We start from the raw sequence: 25,311 nt of genomic DNA, 5'->3' as shown, positions 1-25,311 counted from the left end.
TTGCTACCACCGCGTAGCGTCAGGCGTGCGCCAAGAATCAGAAGACAACACTTCTGACACATTCATCATCGCCAATGCAGACACGAGAGGCTTGTTGCAAGTCAACAAGTTGCGGAGCAACCCGCCCGCCGGCCGTCAACCGGGTACGGATCAGAACTGCAGCGGAGGTGCCTGGGCAGGAGGCGGCCGATTGATGCGATCGCGCCAGCGCGCTCGAACGGGCGTTGGGCGATAGGCGGGACGAAATACTGCGGCGAAAGCAAGCGCCGCAAGCAGGAGGAACGTCAGCGCGGATACTCCCGGCGCCGCCGCTGCCCAAAGAAATGCACCCAGGTCCGCAGGGCCAAGGGCGGGCTCGACGTCCACCTCGAAGGGCTCGTGGTTCGTCAATGCCCAGTCATGAGGGGCGGCGTCGACCGATTCCTTGATGGAAGCGCGGTGGGCAAATGGTAAAGATTGGAAATGAGAATCAACCGCAGCAGGAAGCGCGGTGTGCACGTGCAGGCCAAATTGTTTCGGTGTTCCGAGATGGCCGTGCAGAAGCGGGCTTAGCAGCTGCATCAACACGATGGTCAACAACAGCATTGCCCGAAGCGAGATGCTTGCGGTCGCACGTGGCATTTCAAGATTGTAACGCAATGTGCCTTTCGTTTAGTGCTTGATATCAGCCCGCGTCCATCGGAGACAGACCCACCACAGCATGCGTCAACGCATATGCCGACGAATACTCCAGCTCACCGGACGCTTGCGCGTGAATCGTAAACAGCGGCTGCCCAACACTGACCTGATCGCGCAGTCGCACATGCATTTCCACCCCCGCGACTTGACGCATCGGTGCGCCCGCAAGTTTTGCGATGCGCGCAAGGTGGCGATTGTCGATGTTCGTGACGATGCCATTTTGCTCGGCAACGACGTCTCGGCGGAAGACGGCTTCTCCGGGGATGCGCAAGCCGCCCTGTGCCTCGCAAATCGCCTCGAACTTCCGCCATGCGGCGCCGCTATCCAGCAGGCCGGTTGCCATGTCGAGCCCCGTTCCGGCAACCGCTGCGCCGCAGAACTCCAGCAATGCGCTGGCGAGCAGTAAAGACCGTTCCCGCAAGTCGAAAGGCGCCGTAGGAGACCGCTCAAGTACAGCCAGAACGTCTCTGGCTTCCAGCGCGGGGCCAATTCCACGGCCAACGGGCTGCGCGCCGTCCGTGCGCACCATCAGCACCTGCACCCCAAATGCCTGGGCCACGCGCTTGAGCAGCATTTCAAGGCGCTCGAGGTCTTCGACACTGCGGACTTTGGCCGTCGGGCCCACGGGCACATCGATCAACACATGCGTGGACCCGGCTGCAATCTTCTTGGAAAGAATGGACGCCACGAGCTGTGCATCGCTGTCGACGTCGAGTGCCCTTTCCACGCGAATCAGCACATCGTCCGCAGGGCTGAGGCTCAACGCCCCGCCCCACGCAAGCGATGCCCCAACCTGCCCGACAACGCATCGCAGCTCGGCAGCGGTCAGGTTGACCCGGGTGAGCGTTTCCATCACGTCTGCGGTACCCGCCGGCGAGGTGATGGCGCGTGATGAGGTTTTGGGCAGCAGCAGCCCCGCCGCCGCACAGATGGCAACGACGATGGGGCTGGTGCGATTGCCGGGCAACCCGCCCACGCAGTGCTTGTCTGCCACGACGGCGCGATCCCACTGCAGGCGCTCGCCCGAGTCGACCATGGCTTGTGTGAGGTCGATGGTTTCCTTGATGGTCATGCGGCCCGATGCACAGGCACTCAGGAAGGCTGCGATATGGACATCGGCGTAGCGCTCGTTCGAAATGTCCGCGATGATCTCGTGCAACTGCTTGGCGTCCAGATGCCCACCATAGATCTTGGCCCGCAAGGCGCGCAGGGACTCGAGCGACGGCGCATGCCTGACACAGATCTCGTCACCCGGGCGCGCCATCAATGCATCGACCGCGCTGGCTGACAGGCTCACCTCATGCTTTTCCAGCAGCCCCGACCCGACCAGGTTCAGCGTGGCGATCGTCGATCGCTGCCCGATCTGGACTTCCACACGGGCCTGCGCGGTAAAGCCCTCCGACCGGCAGATCGCGCTGTCCGGGTGCATGTAGATGACATGCTCCTGCCACGTGTCAATGCCAAGCGCCTTGAACCGGAGGCACCCCTGCGGCACAACGGCTGCGTCAACCGCGAGCATGGAGAGGGTGCTCATGACACGCGCATCAACCGGCGAACCGGAAGTGCCCGCTGTGTAGCGTGATCTCCTTGGAACCGGTCTGCTCGAACAGCATGCGTGCGACTTCTTCGATATCACTGCGGTGCACTTTGAATGCACTGAGCAGATCGTCCGACTGGCAGGAGCGCGCGCCAAAATGGTCTTCAAGGGCCTCGGCCGTGATTGCATAGCTTGCGGAGCTGCCATCGACCGACGCGCTGCATTGCAGACGCGGACCCGCTGCGCAGTATGTCGGGTCGTCAGGCAGGAACCTGATCTGTTTCATGATGGCCTCCAGATACGAAAGCGCCCTCATCAAACAAGCATCTGCTTGCTCGAAGGCATGGGTAAATCAAAGATGCGTGAAATGGCGTCGACCAGCGGCTCTGTGAGTGCAATCTGGTTCGAGGGATGCGGGATGGTGTCGCACGTGACCACCTCTGCGCTGGCGGCACACAGTTGGCTATACGCGTTGTCGGCAAACACAGCGTGTACCCCAACGCAAACCGGCTTCGGCTGACCGGCGCGCCGCAGCAAGTCCGCTGCGGCGAGCATCGTGCGCCCGGTCGAGATGATGTCGTCGATCAGTACAGGCACACAGTGCGTTGGAATATTCGGCAATTCTGCGATTTCCACGTGCCACGCGCTGTGCCGCGTCTTGGTCAATGCTGCCCATGGGGCTTGGCAAATGCCGGCCACATGCGCGACCCACTGTCTGCTTTCTTCGTCTGGCCCGATCAGGAACGGCGCCTGTACATGGGTTTGGATCCATGCGGCAATGGCAGGCGCGGCTTCCACGGCGGCCGTCGGCATGCAATAGACATTCGACAAATGCGAAATGCGATGCAAATGCGGATCCACCGTGACAAGCCAGTCGAATACGGGATTCAACAAGGCAGCAAAGTGTTCTGCAGCGCGAATCTCGCCCGCTTTGAAGATGACGTCCTGCCGCATGTAGGGCAGGTATGGCGCAATCAATCCAACGCGGCGCGCGCCGCCCTCGCGTGCGGCAATCGCCAGCCACAGCAGCGGCAACAGTTTCTCGTCGGGATGATCGAGTGTGCACACAATGGCAACTTCGGCGCCGTGCACGGGCGTGCACAGGCGCACGTAGGATTCCCCGTCCGGAAAGTGGCTCACGGCGGCATGCCCCAGTTCCGCGCTCAGCGGGGTGGCAAGTCGCATGGTGGCGGCTTCGCAGCCGGGCATGGCAATCAGCACACGCTGCGAAGCCAGACCAACAGCCGGCGCGGTCATGAACCCTCCAGATCGTAGGACTGGCGATACTCCGGCATGCGGACTGGCCACTGTAGTTCGCGCTCGATGCGCTGACGCAACGCGTCGCTGGCGGACGGCTCGCCATGCACGATGAAGGTCTGCCGTGGCGGCCGCGTAAAGCCCCGTAACCAGGCCATCAGTTCATTGGCATCCGCATGGGCGGACAGATTCTGAATCTGCTCAACCGAGGCCCGGATGGCGACCTCACGTCCGTGCACGCGCAACGCCCGCTGACCGGCCAGCAGCGCCGCGCCCCGTGTGCCGGCCGCCTGGAACCCAGACATCAGGATGGCGTTGCGCTTGCCGCCGCCAAAGCTCTTGAGGTGATGCAGCACCCGGCCACCCGTCGCCATACCGCTTGCCGCAAGGATGATCTTAGGCGCGCGATCGCTCCCCAAATGCCTCGACTGTTCGGGGCTCTGCACCGGAACGGCCAACGCACAAGCTGCCTGGCAGTCGGCAGCCCCGATATGCAGATCGTCAACATGATGCGAAAACACCCCGGTCGCCAGTTCGGCCATCGGGCTGTCGAGGTAGATCGGCACGTGCGGAATCCGATGTTCGCGGATCAGCATGTAGAGGCAGTACAGCAGCTCTTGCGTACGCCCCACCGCAAAGGCAGGAATCAGCAGCGTGCCGCCCTGCCCGATTGTCCGCTGCACAACCTGCTGGAGTGCATCGAGCGGGTCACCCTCCGGATGCACGCGATCGCCATAGGTGGATTCGACCAGCAAGGTATCGGCCTCCGCAATGGGTTCGGGTGGCCGCATGACGGGATCGACCTGCCGCCCCAGATCGCCAGAAAAAACAATGCGACGGCCCTCGGCCAGCAATGTCGCCGTTGCGGCACCGATGATGTGTCCTGCACGGTGGAACTCCGCTTCCACGCCCTCGGCAACGGGAAAGCGCTCGCCGTAATCAACGGGATGCAGACGGCGTAATGCCCTGGCAGCGTCCTTTTCATCGTAGAGCGGCAAGGCGGGATGATGGCGGGAGAACCCCTCGGCATTGGCGTAGTGCGCATCCTCCTGCGCAAGCCGAGCGCTGTCAGGCAGCAGGATGTTGCACAGTTCCGCCGTGCCTTTCGTACAGTAGACCGGGCCATGGAACCCATTTCGGACCAGCAGCGGCAGGTAGCCGCTGTGGTCGATATGGGCATGCGTGAGTACGACCGCATCGATGTGGTGCGGATTGACGGCGAGCTTGTCCCAGTTCCGCAAGCGCAATGACTTGTAGCCCTGAAACAGCCCGCAATCGACCATGACACGGCGTGCGCCGGTCTCAAGCACGTACTTCGAGCCGGTCACCGTGTCGGTGGCGCCAAGAAATTGCAGCCGCATGCCACACCCCTCACGCTCAGCGAATCGTGACGCGCTGCTGTTGGGACGCTTCCTTCTTGGGCAGCGTCACGCGCAACAGTCCGTTCTCGTACGTTGCGTCGACCTTGGTTTCATCGACCGCCGCATCCAGCGTGAACATGCGCTGCATGGAGCCGCTGTAGCGCTCGCTGCGGATGATGCGCTCGCCTTCCTTCTCCTCGGAGTTGCGTTCCACCTTGGCCGAGATCATGACCGTGCCGCGATCGACCGTCACCTCGATGTCTTCCTTCTTCGCACCCGGGATTTCTGCGACAACGTTGTATGCCTTGTCGGACTCGGTCACGTCCACCTTGAACGGCAGCGCGCCATCCATGCCGCCGCGAAACGAGCGCAGGAGCCCTTGGAAAATGTCGCCAACCGGCTCGATGGCGAACGGGTCATAACGCTTGAGTTGACTCATGGCTGCCTCCTGATGATTGGGCCCCGGGGATCTTCGGGCTAACAGATTCATCGTGGCACGGCCGTGCCGGAGCGCCTTGCGGCAGATCAACGGCGGCGCACTGTGGCCGCCGCACAGGCGCCGTGGGATTCGTACCCAGCACATTGCTTCTGAGGCGCCGGCCACCTTGTCAGGCTTTTCTGACATGGAAACCCGCAGCTCCGACAGCATTCTCAGCACAGCCTGCATGACGACGGCGAGCACGCTGCCAATACTGGTGAAACGCCAACAAGCAACGCTGCGTCTTGTCGAATCGCCCCCGGGAACCCGACAACGAGCCAGTACAACGGAGCGCGCCATGAGCCAGAACATCGAATGCATTGCCCAGTGGATTGACTCGCGCGACTCCGCCGCTTTCGACACGGTGCTTCCTGTTGGCGCGCACCTTGTGGCGGAACGCGATGGATACGAACATCACGGCATCTATGTCGGAAACGGGCAGGTGATTCACTACGCCGGCTTCGCTCACCGTCAGCGCCGCGGGCCGGTCGAGTGCATCTCCATTGGCTGCTTTGCGTGCGGCTTTGCAGTGACCATCCAGCGCGACGCCAGTCCCTGCTACGACGGCGAAGAAGTCGCCCGCCGTGCCGGGTCACGCCTGGGGGAGCGCGACTATCGGCTGCTGACCAACAACTGCGAGCACTTCTGTTCGTGGTGCTTGTTTGGAGAGTGCCGCAGCGCACAGGTGGAGGCGTGCATGAAAAGCCCCGCGCGGGCTGCGCGCACGCTATTGAAGCTGATGCTGCTGGCACTTTTCGCCGAATGCCGCACTGCACAGCCACCGGCTCAGGCCGTATGACGCCGGAGAGCACCATGCCCCAATACGACACCTCGCTGCGCGGTCTGGTAGCCAAGTGGTTTGGCATAAGCGACACACCACATCTGCGAATCACGCGCCTGCATTGCCCCGGCGTTGATTGTGGCTGCGTGCAGGCAGAGTTGACGACATCCGCCCGCCCACTTGCGATCGTCTTCTTCCGTCACCAGGCGGGTTGCTGGAGGCTGTTTCCGCCATCGCACGTACGCCGCCACTAGCGGCAATGCGAGTCTTCCTGCTGGAAGGCAACGCCGACTTGCGGACTGGTTGATCCGCATCAACCGTCTTTCCGGCCCAAGCACGAACATCAAGGTTCGATCAGACGTTGGTTGACGCACGACCATGCGAAGGTGAAGAAGTGAAAGAGAGTATGCAGCCACGGCAGCAAAGGTTCTCGCTCTGGTACGCCGTCATCGTCGCGTTGACCGTGCTCGCGTTCCAAACGCTGTTCATGTCCGAGCAGGTCGACACCCTCCCCTATAGCGACTTCAAGCTCCTGCTGCATGCGGGCAAGATCAAAGACGTCGCCATTGGTGATCAGGACATCACCGGCACCTTCTCGACGGAAGGCGTCGAGGCGTTGCTGACTCAGCAGCAGATCGATGCCATCCGACGCACGGGCACGGGCAAGGGCGACCATCCTTTCCAGACCCTTCGCGTGAATGATCCGGCTCTGGTTCAGGAACTGGAGGCGGCCAAGGTGCGCTTTGTCGGTCGGCCGGACAACAAATGGTTGAGCACGCTCCTGTCATGGATTGTGCCTGCCCTGCTGTTCTTCGCTGTCTGGAACTTTCTGATCCGGCGCATGGGCGGCGCCGCAGCCGGTGGGCTGATGGAAATCGGAAAAAGCAAGGCAAAGGTCTACATGCAAAAGGAAACCGGCGTGACCTTTGCCGACGTTGCCGGCATCGACGAAGCCAAGGAGGAACTCTCAGAAATCGTGAGCTTTCTGAAAGAGCCACTGCGGTATCAGCTCCTGGGCGGCAGGATCCCAAAGGGCGTGTTGCTTGTGGGTGCGCCCGGCACGGGCAAGACCCTGCTTGCCAAGGCAGTTGCCGGTGAGGCGGCCGTGCCATTTTTCAGCATGAGCGGCTCGGAGTTTGTCGAGATGTTCGTCGGCGTAGGTGCGGCGCGCGTGCGGGATTTGTTCAGTCAGGCCGAATCCATGGCGCCGTGCATCATCTTCATCGATGAACTCGATGCCTTGGGCAAGACGCGCGCGTTCAACCTGGTCGGCGGCAATGAAGAGCGCGAGCAGACGCTGAACCAGCTTCTGGTCGAGATGGACGGCTTTGACAGCAACAAAGGCGTCATCATCATGGCCGCGACGAACCGGCCCGAAATACTCGACCCTGCCCTGCTTCGTCCCGGACGGTTCGACCGCCATGTCGCCCTGGACCGGCCGGACCTCAAGGGACGAGAACAGATACTCAAGGTCCACGCCAAGAACGTCACGCTGGGGGCCGACGTCGACCTGAGCAAGATCGCCGCGCGAACGCCGGGCTTTGCCGGTGCCGACCTGGCCAACCTGGTGAATGAGGCGGCGCTTCTTGCGGCGCGTGAAGGTAAATCCGCCGTGGAGACCGTCGACTTTGACGAGGCGCTTGACCGCATCGTGGGCGGCCTGCAGAAGAAGAACCGTGTGATGAACGCCAGGGAAAAGGAGACGATCGCCTACCACGAAGCAGGTCATGCCATCGTGGCCGAGCACCGGCCCCTGGCCGATCGCGTTTCGAAGGTTTCCATCATTCCAAGAGGTATCGCCGCCCTGGGCTACACACAACAGACCCCCACGGAGGACCGCTACCTCCTCAAGCACAGCGAATTGCTGGACCGGATCGATGTGCTGCTGGGCGGCTACGTTGCCGAGCAGATCGTGTATCACGACGTATCTACCGGTGCGCAGAACGACTTGCAACGGGCAACTGACATGGCCCGTCAGATGATCACCCAGTTCGGCATGAGCGAACAGCTGGGTCTGGCCACCTACGAACAGACACCCAACCCGCTGCTTGCCGGTGCCGGCTTGATGCAGCGCGAGCGCAAGGAATATAGCGAAAACACAGCTCAGTTGATCGATGCGGAAGTCCGCAAGGTGTTGTCCGATGCCAGCGCACGCGTGACCGCCACGCTGGAAGGCCAGCGTGCCAAACTGGAAGCGCTGTCGCGCATGCTGCTGGACAAAGAGGTGGTTGACCGCCACGACCTGGACATGATCCTGTCTGGCAATGTGACCCCGATGCCGCCTCCGAAATCAGAAGTGGGGTCCTCCGCCAGCGCTCCGGCACCGCTGCCCGCGCAACAGCCGCATTAGTCCACGGGACACGGGCAACGCTATCCGACAGACACGTGTGGTCAAGGTAGCAGCGCTGTGCTCAATGGTTCGATGGCAGAGGTTTCGTCCAGATGGAACAGCGCGTCAAACTGCGCGCCGATGGCCGCGTCGAAGTAATGCGAGGCGTACTCGGTCTTCGGCAGGTACAGCACACCGATTGCCCGTTCCAGCATTGGCTCGCGAAACACCTCTGCCGCCGTATCTCCAAGCGGCAGGAAGAAGCGATCCAGCCCGGTGCTATGGAACAGATGCTCCCAACTGTCTGGCCGCGCTGGCCGTACCCATTTCCGCTCGGCCTCGCCGTCCCACTCGGATGCGGCGCATACGTGGCCCGTATACGTAGTAAAGCCCACAAGCAATGCGGCACCGCCCACCTGCTCACGCACGAGTTGCCCAAGATTCCACTCACGCCGGTTGGCGGATTCCGTTGCCCGTGCATCGCCCACATGCGAGTTGTGCGCCCACACGACGATCCGCCCGTCACCGCCACGGCGCTGCCGATACGCAGCCAAACCAAACAGCGTTTGCGCCATGTGGGCATCGCGCAGGTTCCACGTATTGACGCGGTGCCCGAATGATTCGCGGTAGTACGCTTCTGCATTGACGACGACGACGGCGTTTTGCTCGGCAAAGAAATGCGAGTCGATGGCACCGAGGCCGTCCTGCTCGATCAACCTGGCCTCGCTCGCCCGAAGCCGTCGCAGTTGCTCGATCACCTCGCGTTGCGCAGGCAACCTCAAACCTGCAGCAGCTTCGTAGCCGTACGTCATGGGTTCACGCACGTGGTCCAACGCCGCATAGTGCATGCGTGCCACCGCTGCCTGCTCCGGGTCGGTCTTCTGCAGGTATTCGACGACAGCCTCGGCTGACCTGTACAGGCTGTACAGATCCAACCCATAGACGCCAACACGTTCCGAGGCGGCAAGGGCCGCGTTGTGCGCATGCAGCCAGCTGATGAAGTCGAGCATCTGCGGATTGCGCCACATCCACTCAGGAAACCGCTGGAAATCGCCCAGCGCCTCGGCGGCCGTGTCGGTGCCATCGCCCTGAACATAGCGGTTGATGCGCCACACATCCGGCCAATCTCCTTCGATGGCGACAGCGTCAAAGCCGCCTTGCGTAATCAACTGCTGTGTGATGTCTGCGCGTGTCTGATAGAACTCACGTGTTCCGTGCGTCGCCTCGCCAAGAAGAACGTAGCGCTTTCCACGTGCCATCTCCAGCAGCCGGTCGTAGTCGGCAGCGCTGCCGGTGAGGCGGCTGGCCACTTCACGTACACCAAGGAAAGGTGTGAGAGGTGTGGACATGGGCGATGCACTCCATGGACGTAACGGCAGTATCTGCAGTCTAGGCAGCCCCGCCGCACGCTGATTGCGCTATCGCAAACGACGGCCCCCCGGTAGGCGTACCGCCGTGCGCGCGTTCTGGCGCGGATGTTGCCCATGCGTTGACGCCCGTCAATCGCTGTCCTATCCAATCGCCCAATATGAATCGGGGCCCCGCCCAGTTTGCGACGTGTGGCCGCCATTCTTTGCGGAGGCAGCCAATGAAGGTGCAATGGGTAAAGCAGCTGGCCATTGCCCTGGCACTCCTGCTCTTGTTTGGCCGCCCGGCAGTGCCGCAGCCAGACGCATTGGAAAACGATCCGCAACCGGCTACCGCGGCACAGCTCGATCAAATGCTGGCGCCCATCGCGCTGTATCCGGATGCGTTGGTCGCGCAGATCCTCATGGCAGCCACGTATCCGCTTGAAGTGGTGCAGGCCGATCGCTGGGTGCGTGACCCCGCTCATGCTGCCCTTGGTGGCGACCAACTGGCCGAAGCCCTGGCGCCGCTGCCGTGGGATCCGAGCGTGAAGTCTCTGGTGCCGTTTCCCGGGCTCTTGCACATGATGAACAGCAACCTTGATTGGACAGAACACGTGGGCAATGCGCTTCTGGCCGACGAGGGCGCCGTCATGGACTCGATCCAGCGTTTGCGCAGCCGGGCTCAGGCCAACGGCACCCTGGGGTCGACAACGCAAGCCGTCGTGTCAACGCAGGATGGCGCCATCATCATCGAGCCTACCAACCCGAACGTGGTCTACGTTCCGGTCTATGACCCTTACCTCGTCTATGCACCGTGGCCATATCCCGCTTACCCGCCATACATCTTTCCCGACATCTGGGGCGGGGCGATCATTAGTGGCATCGGGTTTGGTTGGGTGGGTTTTTCGGTGGTCGTTCCGTTGTGGGGCTGGAGCCATTGGAACTGGCACGGTCGCCACATCGATATTGACCGGGGCCGCTTCGGCAGCATCGACCGCCATCGTCCCCCACCCAGCGGCATCTGGGCCCATGACCCGGGGCATCGCCATGGCGTGCCATATCCGCGAGCATCGCGGGGTCGGTTTGGCCCGGGCACTGCCATCTCGCCGGACGCGCGACGCGGTTTTCGCGGCTACCCAACGCCCCCGAGCCCGCCAGCGGGCTCCGTGATACGTCCCTCCCCAATTTCGCCTGCGCATCCGGCAATCCGGCCGCCGCCGGCCCGGCCGACGCCTGCTCCCGGTGCACGCTCCTCCCGGCGCCAGTCACCTGGCTACCCGCCCACGTTCGAGTCGTTCGGGCGCGGAGCCGATGTGCGCGGACAGGCCCAGCGTGGGCAAGCCAGCCGCATGTCGCCCGCAATGCCGCAACCGCAACCGGCTGGGCCGCGCTCTGGTGGCTTTGCACCCCATGGCGCGGCGGGCGGCGGAACCAGGAGACGATGATGCGCACGATCTGTAGAACGCTGCGCCTGCGCCGCCTAGCCGTGCGACTCGCAATGCTGGCTGCCTTTGCGAGCACCCTTCCAGCCTGGGCCGACAAGCCCACACAGCAGGCATTCTCTTCGCCCGAGAACGCTGCCGAAGCATTGGCATCCGCATGGCGCTCGGGCAATGCGGATGCCCTGCTCGTCCTGTTCGGTCCGGCCGGGGCAACGCTCGTGAAATCCGGTGACCCCATCGGCGAACAGATTGCCCGAAGCAAGCTGGCCTCCGCGTACGACGAGGCGCATCGAATCGAACGAGACGCTGAGGGCCATGCCGTCATCCTCCTGGGCAAAGACGAATGGCCCTACCCGATCCCGCTGGCAATGCGGGGCACGCGCTGGCGCTTTGATACGAAAGCCGGCGCACAGCAGATCATCGATCGACGCGTTGGCCACCACGAGGCACACGCAATCCGCGTCTGCCGAGCGTATGTCGAAGCGCAACTGGCCTATGGCGTTTCGCACCGCACCGGAGATGGACGCGCCGAATTTGCCCAACGCCTTGGCAGTTCACCAGGCAAGCATGATGGCCTGTTCTGGGTGCCATCCGCCGGAGAAGAAGAGAGCCCGCTGGGGCCGCTTATCGCGCTCGCCGATGCACGGCGCCAAGACACGTCGGGCGCGGGCAAAGTCATCCCCTTTCATGGCTACCTCTTCCGGGTCCTGACCCAGCAAGGAAAACACGCACCGGGCGGCGCGCGTGGCTATGTCGATGGTGGGCAGATGACAGGCGGATTCGCGCTGGTCGCTTTTCCTGCAACGTTTGGGGCATCGGGCGTCATGACGTTTATCGTGAGCCAGGATGGCGTCGTGTACCAACGGAACCTCGGCCCGCATACCGCCGAGATCACGCGGCACATGCGCGCGTACGACCCCGACGAGAGCTGGAGCCCAGCATTACCGTGACGCTGCTGCCTGGCCGCCGGCAACTCTGAAGGTGACGACATCATGGAAGACGCGCCTTACTTGGCCGCCGCCGTAAACGCTGCTCGCCGTGTCGGCCGTGATGCTCGGTATCGCGGCGCATCTGTACGCAAGCCTGGCCCGACGCGCACTGCTACGCGCAGACTTGATTCAGCCCAAATCGTGTCGCGCTGCGGGGGGTACTCTGAGAATTGTCCACCGCGACTGCGTTGCAGGTTCTGGTCTGCAGCAGGCCGGAGGAATTCGCCCTCATAGGAGTCAACATGAAACAACGCTCTCAATCCGAACGAGTGCGGCCGGCACGCTGGAGCCCATTTGCCGTCGAGCCGATCCACAACCGGTATCGGCAACCCGACAAGGCACCGGCTGTAAGCTGCTGCCCCGTTTGCGGCGCCGTCTATCTCAAGGGCCGCTGGCTGTGGCGCAGTCCACCGCCCGGGGCCACCTCATTGATCTGCTCGGCATGCCAACGTGCCGCCGACCAGATGCCTGCGGCCCGAATCCACCTCTCAGGGGAGTTCGAGACGGCCCATCGGGAAGAGATCCTGACACTCGCCCGCCACCGCGAGGCAGATCTGCGCGCGGATCATCCGATGGAGCGCATCATGGCCGTCGAAAGCACGAGCAGCGGCACTGACATCCTGACGACCGGGTTTCATCTGGCGCGCGACATCGGCCACGCAATCCACCATGCATTCCACGGACACCTGACGTTTGACTATGGCAATGCAGAAACCGAACTGCACGTGAAATGGAGTCGGTAAAACTCCGGAGGCGTTCCGCAACGCCTCCTGCTGCCTTTCACACAGATTGGTCATCCAGCCAAGAGATCATGGAGCCGCCCTTGCAAGCCAAGCGGCGGTCACCCCGGTCCAATCCCGCCCAGGCAGGCGCGTATCAAGACACTGAGACCTCTGCGTAGCGCTGCTCGATCTCGGCGGCGCTGCCAAGTTCGGTACCGGCATGGCTCAACGCTGCTGCTGCGGCGGCCATGCCGTATCGAAATGCCTCCTGCATCCCCACATTCCGGTTAAGCGCCCAGACCATTCCGCCCACGAAGCTGTCACCCGCCCCAATGGTGCTGAGGAATGACGTTGCGACAGCCCCTGCGCGTACAACCTCTTCCTGCGTGACGAGCATGGCCCCGCCTGCGCCCAGTGTGAGCGCAACGGCATGCGCATGCCCATTGCGGACAATCTCCTGGGCGGCCTGCAGGCAATCCGCTTCTGTCTCCAACGCGCGCCCAGTCAGTTGCCGAAGCTCGCTCAGGCTGGGCTTGATCAGGTATGGCGCATGTAGCAACGCAGCACGCAATGCCGGACCTGAGGCATCCAGTACGACGCGGCTGCCATGAACCTTGGCCTGATCAATGACGCGCGCGTAGAAGTCTTCTGCTACCCCGAGGGGCAGGCTTCCGCTTAGCACGAGGTAGCGCGGCGCAGGGTGCAGCGCACCCAGGTAGTCCAGGCAGCGCTGCCATTCCGCTTCCGAGACGACCGGCCCGGGCATCACGAACCGGAATTCCCGGTGGCTGCACAGTTCCGTCACGGAAAAGTTCTCACGCGTCTCCCCTTCGATCCCGAGGGCGACGAACGGCAGGCCCTCTGCCGACAGGAGACGCCCCAATCGCTCGGCCACCGGGCCGCCGGCAAGGTAAATGGCCAGGCAATCCCCGCCCAGCCGATGGACAACGCGGGCGACGTTGATTCCACCTCCTCCGGGGTCACTGCGGGCCGGGGCGCAGCGCATCTTGTGTGTGTCCGTCAAGCACTCCACCGACGTGGCGATATCGATTGCGGGATTGACCGTGAGCGTGACGATTTCCGGCATTGCGTACCTCCAGGGGGCACGACGGGCAGCATGACAAGGCCAACGTGTCCGGGCGATTTTTCGCGGCGCGGAGTAATCAGCCCTCGTTTGATACGGCACAAAATCAGTGCCATCCATCATGCCAGTATTTATTGGACTGGCCGAATCACCCTTGCTGCCTGTTGAAAACATAGGAGACGCAACCGCCATGAAAACCGCTTCCCAAAACCACGACCACCTGACCGCGAAGGAGATCAGAGAGGTCATCGGCCCGTTCGAGATGGAGGTGCTGACTCGCATTCTCGCAATCGAACCCAGCATCCAGGACGTGCAGCTCGCCTATAAGTGGCTCCGTTCGGACGAGCATCTCATCCGCGGCATGGATATCGAGCTGACCGGCAAGGCCAAAATGATCTATGAGCTCCTTGACGCCGAGTTTCCCGACTTCGACGCATCGGGGCGTGGCGTCTAGTTTCTTTTCCAAAGATCCCCGAACCCCGCCGCTAGGGAGGCTCACATGGTCAACGACACTGCACACGTTGTCTGGTTCGAAAACCTGCGACGGACCGACGTTCCACGGGTCGGCGGCAAGAATGCGTCGCTCGGCGAGATGGTGGCCAACCTGGCTGGCAAGGGCGTCAATGTTCCACCGGGCTTTGCACTCACTGCCGATGCTTTCAGGCACTTTGTCGAGGCAAATGACTTGCAGCCGATCATGTGCTCCGCGCTCACTGACTTCGATGACGGCAAGCTTCCCCTGGCCGAGGCGGGGCTCATCATCCGACGGGCCATGCTTCGCGGTGAGTGGCCAAGTGAGCTTGCTAAGGCAATCCGCCTTGCTTACGGCGAACTGAACCGCCGAACGGGACAAATCGACCTGGACGTTGCCGTGCGATCCAGCGCCACCGCCGAGGATCTGCCCGATGCCAGCTTCGCCGGCCAGCAGGAGACGTATCTCAATATCAAGGGCGAGCGCGTCTTGCTTGACGCTTGCCGGCGCTGCTACGCGTCGCTTTTCACCGACCGCGCGATCAGCTATCGCCAAGCGAAGGGGATCGATCATCTGAAGGTCGCGCTATCGGTGGGTGTCCAGCGCATGGTGCGATCAGATCTGGGCGGCGCAGGCGTCATGTTCTCCATCGATACCGAGACGGGCTTTGACAAATCCATCCTGATCAATGCGGCCTGGGGGCTGGGCGAAAACGTGGTGCAAGGAGAAGTTGATCCCGACGAATATGAGGTGTTCAAGCCACTCCTGTCGGAACCATCGCTATCCCCGATCGTCGCGAAAAAGCTTGGCGGAAAAGGTCTCAAAATGATCTACACAAGCGATAGCGAACAGCCGACGAAGAACGTTCCAACATCGAAAGCCGAGCGTGCGGCTTTCGTCCTGAGTGACCAAGAGATTTTGACTTTGTCGCGCTGGGCCTGCGTGATCGAACAGCACTATGGCCAACCGATGGATATTGAATGGGCAAAGGACGGGCTCACCAACGAGGTGTTCGTCGTGCAGGCTCGGCCCGAAACGGTGGAGTCACGTCGTGAAGCCGGTGCGGTAAAGACCTGGCACATGAAGAGTGCGGGGCGCAAGATCCTGTCCGGTGTCAGCATCGGAGAAGCCATCGCTGCCGGCAAGGTCTGCATCATCGAAAGCCCCCGAGACATGGGGCGTTTCATCGACGGCGCCATCCTCGTCGCCCAGACGACGGATCCGGACTGGGTGCCTGTCATGCGACGGGCGGCAGCGATCATCACTGATCAGGGTGGCCGCACATCGCACGCGGCGATCGTCAGCCGCGAGCTTGGGCTTCCCGCCATCGTCGGGGCCGGTAACGCGACGCATCTGCTGCATGACGAGCAGGAGATCACCGTGTCTTGCGCAGAGGGCCGAGAAGGGTTCGTCTACGAAGGCATTGCGGACTTTGTGGTCGACGAGATCGACTTTGGCGATATCCCCGCGACGCGCACCAAGGTCATGCTGAACCTCGCCAATCCGGCGGCGGCGTTTCGCTGGTGGCGGATCCCTGCCGACGGGGTCGGGCTCGCACGAATGGAGTTCGTCGTGAGCAACCATATCAAGATCCATCCGATGGCCCTTGCCCGCTTCGATACGCTCAAGGACGAAGGCGCCAAGCAGACGATTGCAGCATTGACGACGGGCTACAAAGACAGGACGGAGTATTTCGTCGATCGCCTTGCGCGTGGGCTGGGGCGGATCGCGGCGGTCCAGTATCCGCACCCTGTCATTGTCCGCATGAGCGACTTCAAGACCAACGAGTACGCGCATCTGATCGGCGGAGCCGAATTCGAGCCGAAGGAAGAAAATCCCATGCTCGGATTCCGTGGTGCGTCGCGGTACTACTCCCCCCGCTATCGGGAAGGCTTCGCGCTCGAGTGCCGGGCCATCCGTCGTTTGCGCAATGAGATGGGCTTCAAGAACGTCGTTGTGATGATCCCTTTCTGCCGTTCAACAAGCGAAGCGGACCACGTGCTTGAGGTGATGGCTGACAACGGTATCCATCGCGGAGAAGCCGGTCTTCAGATTTACGTGATGTGTGAGATCCCATCGAACGTGATCCTGGCGAAGGCCTTCGCGCAACGTTTCGACGGCTTCTCCATTGGCAGCAACGATCTGACGCAACTGACGCTGGGCGTTGACCGTGACTCTGCCGATCTTGCCGCGCTTTTCGATGAACAGGACGACGCCGTAAAGTGGATGATCCGCAGTGTCATTGCGAGTGCGCACGAGGCCGGTGCCCATGTCGGCCTGTGCGGTCAAGCACCGAGCGACCACCCTGAGTTTGCTGCCTTCCTTGTCGAGTGCGGCATTGATTCCATATCGGTGAGCCCCGATAGCTTCATCGCGGTCAAGCGCAGTGTGGCGGCTGCGGAGAGCACTGCAACGAAAGCCTCGTGATACGGATGGTGCTCAACACGGCCCTGATCCGTCGCCGCGCTTTTTCACCCGTACCGCCGTCACCTTATATTCGGGCGCGTGCACCAAGCGGTCGCGTACGGGGGATGTCAATCGGTTGATCAATAGATCGGCGCGGTGGAAGCTGCAGAACAGTTGTCCAATTTGCATCGCACGGCTGATATGCAACGGCAGGATCGCAGATCCATACCTGCTTGACACCTCGACCACGTCGCCTTCCATCAAGCCATGGCGTGCTGCATCCGCTGGTGCCATATCCAGTGTGTCCGATGGCCTCAGCGCCGCGTTGGGGGTGCGGTAGCTCATCGTGCCGGCGTTGAAGTGCTGCAACACGCGGCCTGTGGTCAGAAGGAAGGGATAGTCGTCGTCTGGTTGCTCGGGCGTGGGCACGTATGCGATAGGGGCCAGCGTGGCGGTCTTGTTACCGAAAAAACGGTCCTGATGGAGTACGGGTGTTCCGGGATGCGTTTCATCCGGGCATGGCCAGTGCAGATCTTCGCCATCGAGGCGCGAGTATGCCAAGCCGGCCCCTAGCGGCCAGACCGAACGCACTTCGTCCCAGATCTGCTGAGCGCCCTCGAATTCGAAACCCTTCGACTTGCCCATGCGGGCAGCGAGCGCCTGGATGATCCACCAGTCAGAACGTGCCTGCCCGGGAGCCGCAGTGACGGCGCGAACACGCTGTACGCGTCGATCCGAGTTCATGAAGGTGCCTTCTTTCTCGAAGGCCGATGCCGCCGGCAGAAACACCGTGCCGAACGTTGCAGCAGTCTGGTTGATGAACAGGTCTTGCACGATCACCAGATCCAGGGCGCCAAGTGCGGCTGCCGTTGTGGACGCATTAGCCAGGGAGAGATAGATGTCGTAGCCCATTACCCACAGCGCCTTGAGTCGGCCCGCGCGGGCAGCGTCCATCATTTCCAGAACATCCAGCCCCCGTGTTGCAGGCAGTTGGGTTCCCCACACTTGTTCGAATCGAGCGCCCGCCTGGCCAATTGACTGGGCGCCCGTGAGCGTGGCGGGGTCGCATCCCATCTGTGCCGCGCCTTGTACGTTGTTCTGTCCGCGCAATGGATTGATGCCGCTGCCAGGCCGACCAAGGTTGCCCGTCAGCAACGCCAGGTTGATGAGCGCCATCACTCCTTCGCTGCCTTGCAGGTGCTCGGTTACGCCCAGGCCATGAAAACACATGGCGGGCCGCCCTTTGGCGTAGATTCGGGCGGCGGCGCGAATGGCCGGCGCCGAGACCCCACACAACCCGGCAACGCTCTCCGGAGAATAGGCAGCGACATGCGCGGCGAAGGTATCGAAGCCGCTGACCCGCTCGGACAGAAACACGCGATCAACCCACCCTTCCTCGATGATCACGGCGGCCAACGCATTGAACAGCGGCACGTTGCAGCCCATGCGCACAGGCAGGTGCACGTCAGCCAACTCTGCCAGCTCTGTACGGCGCGGGTCGATGACCACGAGCTGCGCGCCCGCCAATACAGCCTGTTTGATGCGCGCACCGACCACCGGATGGTTCTCGGTCGGATTCGCACCGCAGATCAGGAACGTGCTCGCATGCTCAATATCATCGAAGGTGTTGGTGGCTGCGCCAATGCCAAGCATCGTCTTCAGCGCTTTCGCACTTGGGGTATGGCAAACGCGCGCGCAACAATCGACGTTGTGGGTGCCCAGTACCACGCGAGCAAACTTCTGGGCCAGATAGTTCTCCTCATTGGTCGCACGCGACGATCCGAGTACGCCAATGGCATCTGGCCCGTTCGCGGCGATGATTTCCTGCAGCCGCGCCGCCGTGAAGCCAAGCGCCTCATTCCAGCCCACCGCTTGCCACCTCCCATTACGCCGCAGCATCGGTTGGGTAACACGGTCCGGGGCGTGGTTGTACTCAAACGCATACCGGCCCTTGAGGCACAGATGCCCGCGATTGACAGGGCGATCGGCAGGTCGCACGGCGACGACCTGACCATTGGCCGTCCCCGCCTCCATTTGGCAGCCGACGCCGCAGTATGCGCAGGTTGTACGAGTCCAAGCCGTTGGCTTGACGCCGGACCGTTTGTCGAACAAGGCACCGCTCGGACAAGTGTCTACGCAGGCGCCGCAACTGACACAGCCTGCGGTGAGTAACGTCGGCCCTTTGCCGACCGCGATGTGCATCGCATCGCCGCGCCCGGTTGTCTCCCAGATGAACTGCCCCTGGACCTCCTCGCAGATGCGCACACAGCGCTCGCAATAGACACAGCGCTCCATGCCGACGCCAAGGTAGGGATGGCTGTCATCCTTGAAGAAGAGTCCGTCCTCCTGCTTACCGCCAGGGGGTACCCCGTATTCGGCCAACAGGCGGTGAAACGGGTGTTTCGGGTCTGCTGCATACGCCGTTCGCGGATAGCGTGCGGCGATGAGTTCCAAGTTGGTGCGGCACAGTGCGTCGAGTGCATTGCTGCGGGTCTGCACGACCATGCCCTCAGCCACTTCTGCGGTGCAGCTTGCAACAGGCCGCGGTTGGCCTTGCACCTGCACAAGACACAGACGGCACGCGCCAGAAGGCGTCAGACGTTTATCGTGGCACACGTGCGGAACGGCCTTCCCCGCCGCCGACAGCGCGTCGATCAACAGGGAGCCGTCCGCCGCTTCCAATGGAATACCGTCGACCGTCAGTCGCACCATGCTTGTAGCTCCGACGGATAGTGGCGTCGCACAGACTGGACAAACTCGGCCAGCCCTCGGCCATGCCCGCAAAGGCTGGTCGCTTCCAAGGCCTCAATCAAGCGGCGGAAGCGGTCCGCATCGATTGGTAGACGGTTGGCCGCCGCATCTGCCATGGCTGCCAGAACGGGCACACCAAGATGACAGGGCGTGCACTTGCCACAAGACTCGCGAGCGCCAAAGCGCAAGACCTGCGCAACGATGCGTGGGATGGATGAGTCGTCGGCAAACGCGATGACGCCGCCGTGCCCCACGGCACAGTCGATGGACTGCATCTCTTCGTAGCCAAGCCGGATGTCGAGCAATGTCGGCGGGACAATGCCGGCCAGAGGCCCCCCGACCATCAACCCCTTCAGCTTGCCACGCCGCAACCCTTGACCGAGCCGCTCGACCACATCCGCCAGACTGATGCCGAACTCGACTTCGTAGAGCCCGGGGCGGCGAAACAGAGAGTTCAGAGACAACAACTTGGTCCCTCGGCTGTTTGAGAAACCGAGGGCGGCATAGGCGGCCGCGCCATGGGTCACGATCCAGGGAATCGCGCACAAGGTCTCAACGTTGTGCACGAGAGTGGGAGCGCCAAACAGTCCGCGCTCGCTGATCTGTGGTGGTCGTGGCCGCACTTCCGGGCGTCGACCTTCCAGCGCGTTCAGCAGTGAAGTTTCTTCTCCGCAGATGTAGGCACCCTGCCCCACGACCAGTTCAAGCTCGAGTGTCGGGCCGAGCCAGCCGGCCGCGCGCGCCTGTTCCAACGCATGCGACACGACGCGCACCGCTTCCGGATACTCTTTGCGGATGTAGATGTAACCGCGTCGCGCGCCTACGGCGTGTGCGGCAATCGCGGTGGCCTCAATGACGCGAAACGGGTCATCTTCCAGCAAGAACCGATCAGAGAACGCCCCGGGGTCACCTTCGTCCGCGTTGACGACCACATACTTGGTTTGGGCGCGTGCGTTGGCAACGGCTTGCCATTTGATGCCAGCGGGGAATGCGGCGCCGCCTCGCCCTCGCAATCGGGACGCCTCCACCATGTTCACCAAAGCTTGCGGCGCCATCTGCCGAGCCTTTTCGAGCGCGGCCCCGTCGCCGCGATAGGTCGGCAGATCACGCACACCGCCGCGCAGCACGTTGCCCAGCAGAACCGGCTGGCTGGCATGTTGGCCGACGTGCGGTCGAATATCGTGCATGCCGTCACTTGGTGCGTCATAGCACTTGCCAAGGCAGTAGAGCGCAGGTGTCTGTGTGGCCGCGATCTGCCAGAGGTCCGGCCTATCAGCGCGAGCAGCGAAGCACGCCAACCCCGCACAAGCGCACTCGCTGATCGCAGTGTGCTCAAGGTGATAAAAGCCGCTCGGGGCCAGATGCCGTTGCCGTGGCATCTTCATGGCCTGGCTGGAATCTCGGTTCGTGAGCGACGTCGGCGTGGCCTCTGGGGTAGACACGACGTCGCTGCCGTTAGCCTGGTTCGCGCCTCCCCGCCGTTTATGCCGGTGCAGGCGCCTGCGCAGCACGTCTCGCATAACTGGCTTCATCTTCGTGGCCGAACAATGGAAGGACAGAATCATTGTTCGCCAGCCTAGCGCGCGCAGCTTGATGCCGGTCAAGCCGCCGGTTGATACCGAGTCATTACGGTGCTGCCGAAAGGTCGGATTGGTGTTTTGCGAGGCACATTTTTTCGAGAAATTCCCGCTGGCCATGCGACGCCCTGGCCGCCGTAAATGCACGGCCTTTCTCTGACAGAAACGTCCGGGCTGCCCGTGTCCGTGCGGAGTCTCTCAGCGCTTTCATGATCTGCCGCGCGACTTCCGCACCTGTGTGCTGCTTATGCCCGTTGAATGGGCACCATCCCGCTTTCCGTTATGTGCCTGCAAGCCTATATTTGGCCTCAGGGGGGCACGATGGACACGTCACCGATCATCCACAAAACCGCTGACGACTGGCGTGTCGAACCAAACCTTGTCGACTATGAAGCCGAGTGCCGCAGCTTTTCTTGGGACGCCATCGGTCGTGAGTTGACGGGACTGCCTTCCGGGGTGGTCAACATTGCGTGGCATGCAGTGGACCGCCACGCAGTCGATGGTGCCGACGAGCGAATTGCGTTCCGCTTCCTCGCTGCTGACACGCCCGGCCGCCCGGTCAGCTACGCACAATTGCGCGCGCAGACCAACCGCTTTTGCAACGCACTGCGCGCGCTGGGCGTTGGCAAGGGCGATCGGCTCTTCATCCTCTCGGGGCGTATTCCGGAACTCTATATCGGCCTGTTGGGCGCCCTGAAGAATGGCACGGTGGTCTGCCCTCTGTTTTCCGCTTTTGGCCCCGAGCCTATTGCCACCCGCGTCAACCTCGGTACGGGCACCGTGCTACTGACAACCGATGCCCTCTATGCACGCAAGATTGCCAAATGGCGCGACCGCATGCCAAGTCTCAAACATGTGCTGCTGGTGGCGGAGGACGGCGGCACGACGGCTGAGCCTGGCACGCTTGATGTCGCTTCTCTGCTGCGCAGCGCATCGGACCTGTGCGAGATCACGCCGACGACGGCCGAGGACATTGCGCTGCTGCATTTCACTAGCGGCACCACCGGCACCCCGAAGGGCGCGGTCCATGTGCATGGTGCAGTCGCGACGCACTGGGCAACGGGCAAGTACGCGCTGGACCTGCACGCCACCGATATCTACTGGTGTACCGCCGATCCTGGCTGGGTGACCGGCACCTCTTACGGCACCATTGCCCCGCTGCTGCATGGCGTGACCTCGGTCGTGGACCAGGAGGAATTTGATGCTGAACGCTGGTACGGCATCCTGCGCAACGAACGTGTCAGCGTCTGGTACACCGCGCCAACCGCGATCCGCATGCTGATGAAAGCGGGCGCGGACACGGCAAAGCGATACCCGCTCACACAGCTTCGCTTCATCGCCAGCGTCGGTGAGCCATTGAACCCGGAGGCTGTCTGGTGGGGCAAGGAGGTGCTGGGGCTGCCAATCCACGATAACTGGTGGCAAACCGAGACGGGCGGCATCATGATCGCCAACACGCCAGCGTTCGACATCAAACCAGGATCGATGGGCCGGCCCCTGCCCGGCATTGAAGCCGCGATTGTGCGGCACCGTGAAGATGGCGGTGTAGAGGTCATCAATGAGCCCAACATGCAAGGGGAGCTCGCGCTCAAGCGAGGGTGGCCGTCCATGTTCCGAGGCTATCTCAACAATGAAGAGCGCTATCGAAAGTGTTTTGTCGGCGAGTGGTATCTGACTGGTGATCTAGCTGAGCGCGATGCAGACGGCTATTACTGGTTCGTTGGCCGCGCCGACGATGTCATCAAGTCCGCCGGGCACCTGATCGGCCCCTTTGAGGTCGAAAGCGCACTGATGGAGCATCCGGCTGTGGCCGAAGCCGGCGTGATCGGCATGCCGGACCCGATCATTGGGGAGCGGGTTAAGGCCTTTGTCTCGCTCAACCAAGGGTTCGAGCCCACCGAAGCACTGCGCATGGAATTGCTTGCGCACGCCAGGACGCGCCTGGGTGCTGCGGTCGCCCCTAAAGAGATCGCCTTTCAGGAACAACTCCCACGCACACGCAGCGGCAAGATCATGCGGCGCTTGCTGAAAGCCCGAGAGCTCGGCCTTCCCGAGGGCGATACATCAACGCTGGAGGGTGGAACATGACCGTCATCGACCATCCGCCACCGCCGCCGCCTACAGGGCCTGTCCCCTACGACCGAGCCTTCGCACAGGCGCTGCTGCGCGACATGATGCGCATTCGCCGTTTTGAGGAGAAATGCGCGGAGCTTTATGGGGCGGGCAAGATACGCGGCTTCCTGCACCTATACATCGGCGAGGAGGCCGTTGGCGTGGGTGCCTTGCGTGCGTTATGCGCGGAGGACAACGTCGTTGCGACCTACCGTGAACATGGCCATGCCCTGGTGCGTGGCATGGACATGGGTGTGCTGATGGCCGAAATGTACGGCAAGTGCGAGGGCTGCGCCCGCGGACGCGGTGGGTCCATGCACCTGTTTGACCGCAAGACCCGACTGTTTGGTGGCAACGCCATTGTTGGCGGGGGGCTGCCCATCTCGGTGGGTCTGGCGTTGGCGGAGAAGATGCAAGGCGCCAACCGTATCACCGCCTGCTTCTTCGGTGACGGTGCGGTGGCTGAAGGCGCGTTTCATGAGTCGATGAATCTGGCCGCGCTGTGGAGGCTCCCCTTGCTTTTCTGCTGTGAGAACAACCTCTATGCCATGGGCACCGCCTTGGAACACCATCAGGCGCAGACCGACCTGTGCGCTAAGGCCGCTTCCTACGCCATGCCTGCGAAGTTTGTGGACGGCATGGATATCGTCGCCGTTCATGAGGCCGCGAAAGACGCCGTCGCGTATGTCAGAAGCGGTGCCGGGCCAGCCTTCCTGGAGTTTCGTACGTACCGCTTTCGGGCTCACTCGATGTACGACCCTGACCTCTACAGGCAAGCGGCGGAGGTTGAAGCCTGGAAGGCACTCGGTCCAATCCACACGTTCACGGAGCGCCTGAAGGCCGAGGGGAAATTGGCTGAAGACGAGTTTCTTGCCCTCGATGCCGAGATCAATGCCGAAGTGGCCAAAGCTGAGGCCTTCGCGGACGCTGGCACCTGGGAAGCCGAAGATGACTTGCTGAAGGACCTCTACACGCCTGCCGGAGCCGCGCCATGAGCCGCCGCCTCAGTTACCGCGACGCGTTGCGTGAAGCCTTGCGGGAAGCGCTCCTAGGTGATCCGCGCGTGTTCCTCATGGGCGAGGATGTCGGCCGGTATGGCGGCTCCTACGCAGTTTCCAAAGGGCTGCTGGCCGAGTTTGGTCCCGAGCGCATCCGCGATACACCGCTCTCGGAACTCGGATTCACTGGTGCCGGCATCGGTGCGGCACTGGGCGGCATGCGACCCATCGTCGAGGTGATGACTGTCAATTTCAGCCTGCTGGCACTCGATCAGATCGTGAACACAGCTGCGCTATACCGGCACATGTCGGGCGGACAGTTCTCGGTGCCGCTGGTCATTCGCATGGCCACGGGCGCTGGTCGCCAAGTGGCCGCACAACACTCGCACAGCTTCGAAGGCTGGTATGCCGGAATTCCAGGGCTCAAGGTGGTGGCCCCCGCCACAATCGAGGACGCACGCGGCATGCTTGCACCCGCCTTGGCCGATCCTGACCCCGTACTGATCTTCGAACATGCCGCGCTTTACAACATGGAAGACGAACTTCCCGATGTCAGTGCGGTTGACATCCGCTCTGCCTGCATCCGGCGACCCGGAAAGGACGTGTCGATCATCACTTACGGTGGTTCACTCCACAAGGCGCTGCAAGCAGCCGAAACGCTTGCTGCCGGTGGCATTTCCGCCGAGGTGATTGACCTGCGCTCGTTGCGCCCGCTGGACGATGCCACGATCATGATGTCGGTCGCCAAATGCCGCCGTGCGGTCATCGTTGACGAAGGATGGCGCAGCGTCAGCCTGGCCTCCGAAATCATGGCGCGCATTGGCGAGCAGGTGTTCTACGAGTTGGACGCGCCGGTGGCCCGGGTCTGTACTGCCGAGGTGCCGATTCCTTACGCAAAGCACATGGAAGAAGCCGCACTACCGCAGCCAAACCGGATCGTCGATGCGGTCAAGCAGATGCTGGCATGACGGTCCCTTCAAGCGTTGCG

The 25,311-nt window shown here is 62.3% G+C and carries 20 protein-coding genes; 10 read left to right on the top strand and 10 right to left on the bottom strand.

The window, feature by feature from the left end:
• Nucleotides 1–150: 150 nt before the first annotated feature.
• Genes M1D44_RS20870 through M1D44_RS20845 form a run of 6 tightly spaced genes read right to left on the bottom strand, consistent with a single transcriptional unit; the run spans nt 151 to nt 5,272 of the window.
• Nucleotides 151–639, bottom strand: a complete 489-nt coding sequence (locus M1D44_RS20870; RefSeq protein WP_235193249.1) for a hypothetical protein — start codon at nt 637–639, stop codon at nt 151–153.
• Nucleotides 640–664: 25 nt separating this feature from the next.
• A complete protein-coding gene (locus M1D44_RS20865; protein ID WP_080693721.1) occupies nt 665–2,212 on the bottom strand; it encodes a thymidine phosphorylase family protein in 1,548 nt (515 codons plus the stop codon).
• A 10-nt stretch (nt 2,213–2,222) separates the two neighbouring features.
• The gene (locus M1D44_RS20860) at nt 2,223–2,501 is read right to left on the bottom strand and encodes a DUF1488 family protein (RefSeq protein WP_024978888.1); all 279 of its coding nucleotides are present in this window, start codon (nt 2,499–2,501) and stop codon (nt 2,223–2,225) included.
• A 29-nt stretch (nt 2,502–2,530) separates the two neighbouring features.
• A complete protein-coding gene (locus M1D44_RS20855; RefSeq protein ID WP_112187864.1) occupies nt 2,531–3,472 on the bottom strand; it encodes a ribose-phosphate pyrophosphokinase in 942 nt (313 codons plus the stop codon).
• Nucleotides 3,469–4,833 (bottom strand): MBL fold metallo-hydrolase, encoded by a 1,365-nt coding sequence (locus tag M1D44_RS20850; protein WP_316852331.1) that lies wholly within the window; start codon nt 4,831–4,833, stop codon nt 3,469–3,471. Before M1D44_RS20850 ends, M1D44_RS20855 begins: the two co-directional genes overlap by 4 nt.
• A gap of 16 nt (nt 4,834–4,849) precedes the next feature.
• Complete coding sequence (locus tag M1D44_RS20845) at nt 4,850–5,272, bottom strand: Hsp20/alpha crystallin family protein (RefSeq protein WP_024978891.1); 423 nt, start codon at nt 5,270–5,272, stop codon at nt 4,850–4,852.
• 337 nt (nt 5,273–5,609) lie between these two features.
• Here M1D44_RS20845 and M1D44_RS20840 point away from each other — a divergent pair, with 337 nt between their 5' ends.
• The gene (locus tag M1D44_RS20840) at nt 5,610–6,110 is read left to right on the top strand and encodes a lecithin retinol acyltransferase family protein (protein WP_112187862.1); all 501 of its coding nucleotides are present in this window, start codon (nt 5,610–5,612) and stop codon (nt 6,108–6,110) included.
• Nucleotides 6,111–6,498: 388 nt separating this feature from the next.
• Entirely contained in the window at nt 6,499–8,442 is a 1,944-nt protein-coding gene (gene ftsH, locus M1D44_RS20835; RefSeq protein WP_316852690.1) for an ATP-dependent zinc metalloprotease FtsH, read from the top strand.
• Nucleotides 8,443–8,483: 41 nt separating this feature from the next.
• Here the strand turns inward: ftsH and M1D44_RS20830 are convergent, their stop codons facing one another.
• Nucleotides 8,484–9,770, bottom strand: coding sequence for an erythromycin esterase family protein (locus M1D44_RS20830; protein WP_316852330.1), 1,287 nt, complete (start codon nt 9,768–9,770; stop codon nt 8,484–8,486).
• A 239-nt stretch (nt 9,771–10,009) separates the two neighbouring features.
• Here M1D44_RS20830 and M1D44_RS20825 point away from each other — a divergent pair, with 239 nt between their 5' ends.
• The 3 genes from M1D44_RS20825 (at nt 10,010) to M1D44_RS20815 (ending at nt 12,944) form a co-directional block, all read left to right on the top strand.
• Complete coding sequence (locus M1D44_RS20825) at nt 10,010–11,215, top strand: DUF3300 domain-containing protein (RefSeq protein WP_439004453.1); 1,206 nt, start codon at nt 10,010–10,012, stop codon at nt 11,213–11,215.
• Nucleotides 11,212–12,162: a DUF2950 domain-containing protein gene (locus M1D44_RS20820; RefSeq protein WP_316852328.1), complete on the top strand. Its 951-nt coding sequence runs from the start codon at nt 11,212–11,214 to the stop codon at nt 12,160–12,162. Before M1D44_RS20825 ends, M1D44_RS20820 begins: the two co-directional genes overlap by 4 nt.
• 281 nt (nt 12,163–12,443) lie before the next feature.
• The gene (locus tag M1D44_RS20815; protein WP_316852327.1) at nt 12,444–12,944 is read left to right on the top strand and encodes a BCAM0308 family protein; all 501 of its coding nucleotides are present in this window, start codon (nt 12,444–12,446) and stop codon (nt 12,942–12,944) included.
• A 133-nt stretch (nt 12,945–13,077) separates the two neighbouring features.
• Here the strand turns inward: M1D44_RS20815 and M1D44_RS20810 are convergent, their stop codons facing one another.
• Nucleotides 13,078–14,010: a 1-phosphofructokinase family hexose kinase gene (locus tag M1D44_RS20810; protein ID WP_316852326.1), complete on the bottom strand. Its 933-nt coding sequence runs from the start codon at nt 14,008–14,010 to the stop codon at nt 13,078–13,080.
• Nucleotides 14,011–14,197: 187 nt separating this feature from the next.
• On the opposite strand from M1D44_RS20810, the gene M1D44_RS20805 reads away from it, so the two are divergent.
• Both M1D44_RS20805 and ppsA read left to right on the top strand, forming a co-directional pair.
• Nucleotides 14,198–14,461: a hypothetical protein gene (locus M1D44_RS20805; protein WP_024978900.1), complete on the top strand. Its 264-nt coding sequence runs from the start codon at nt 14,198–14,200 to the stop codon at nt 14,459–14,461.
• Nucleotides 14,462–14,506: 45 nt separating this feature from the next.
• The gene (gene ppsA / locus M1D44_RS20800) at nt 14,507–16,906 is read left to right on the top strand and encodes a phosphoenolpyruvate synthase (RefSeq protein ID WP_316852325.1); all 2,400 of its coding nucleotides are present in this window, start codon (nt 14,507–14,509) and stop codon (nt 16,904–16,906) included.
• 12 nt (nt 16,907–16,918) lie between these two features.
• Here ppsA and fdhF read toward each other — a convergent pair whose 3' ends face one another.
• Nucleotides 16,919–19,597 (bottom strand): formate dehydrogenase subunit alpha, encoded by a 2,679-nt coding sequence (fdhF, locus tag M1D44_RS20795; protein WP_316852324.1) that lies wholly within the window; start codon nt 19,595–19,597, stop codon nt 16,919–16,921.
• Entirely contained in the window at nt 19,585–21,333 is a 1,749-nt protein-coding gene (locus M1D44_RS20790; protein ID WP_316852323.1) for a complex I 51 kDa subunit family protein, read from the bottom strand. The genes fdhF and M1D44_RS20790 overlap by 13 nt, the downstream gene beginning before the upstream one ends.
• Nucleotides 21,334–21,534: 201 nt before the next feature.
• Between M1D44_RS20790 and acsA the strand changes: the two genes are divergently transcribed.
• The 3 genes from acsA to M1D44_RS20775 are packed head-to-tail and all read left to right on the top strand — an operon-like array spanning nt 21,535 to nt 25,291.
• Nucleotides 21,535–23,301, top strand: coding sequence for an acetate--CoA ligase (gene acsA / locus M1D44_RS20785; protein ID WP_316852322.1), 1,767 nt, complete (start codon nt 21,535–21,537; stop codon nt 23,299–23,301).
• Complete coding sequence (gene pdhA, locus M1D44_RS20780; RefSeq protein WP_316852321.1) at nt 23,298–24,320, top strand: pyruvate dehydrogenase (acetyl-transferring) E1 component subunit alpha; 1,023 nt, start codon at nt 23,298–23,300, stop codon at nt 24,318–24,320. Before acsA ends, pdhA begins: the two co-directional genes overlap by 4 nt.
• Nucleotides 24,317–25,291 carry an alpha-ketoacid dehydrogenase subunit beta gene (locus M1D44_RS20775; protein WP_316683047.1) on the top strand — a complete coding sequence of 325 codons (975 nt, stop codon included), beginning with the start codon at nt 24,317–24,319 and terminating at the stop codon, nt 25,289–25,291. Before pdhA ends, M1D44_RS20775 begins: the two co-directional genes overlap by 4 nt.
• The last annotated feature ends 20 nt before the right edge of the window (nt 25,292–25,311 follow it).

The sequence above is a fragment of the Ralstonia sp. SA306 genome (assembly GCF_054792405.1).
The sequence above is the reverse complement of the archived record's forward strand: the minus strand, read 5'-3'. Positions and strand labels throughout refer to the sequence as shown.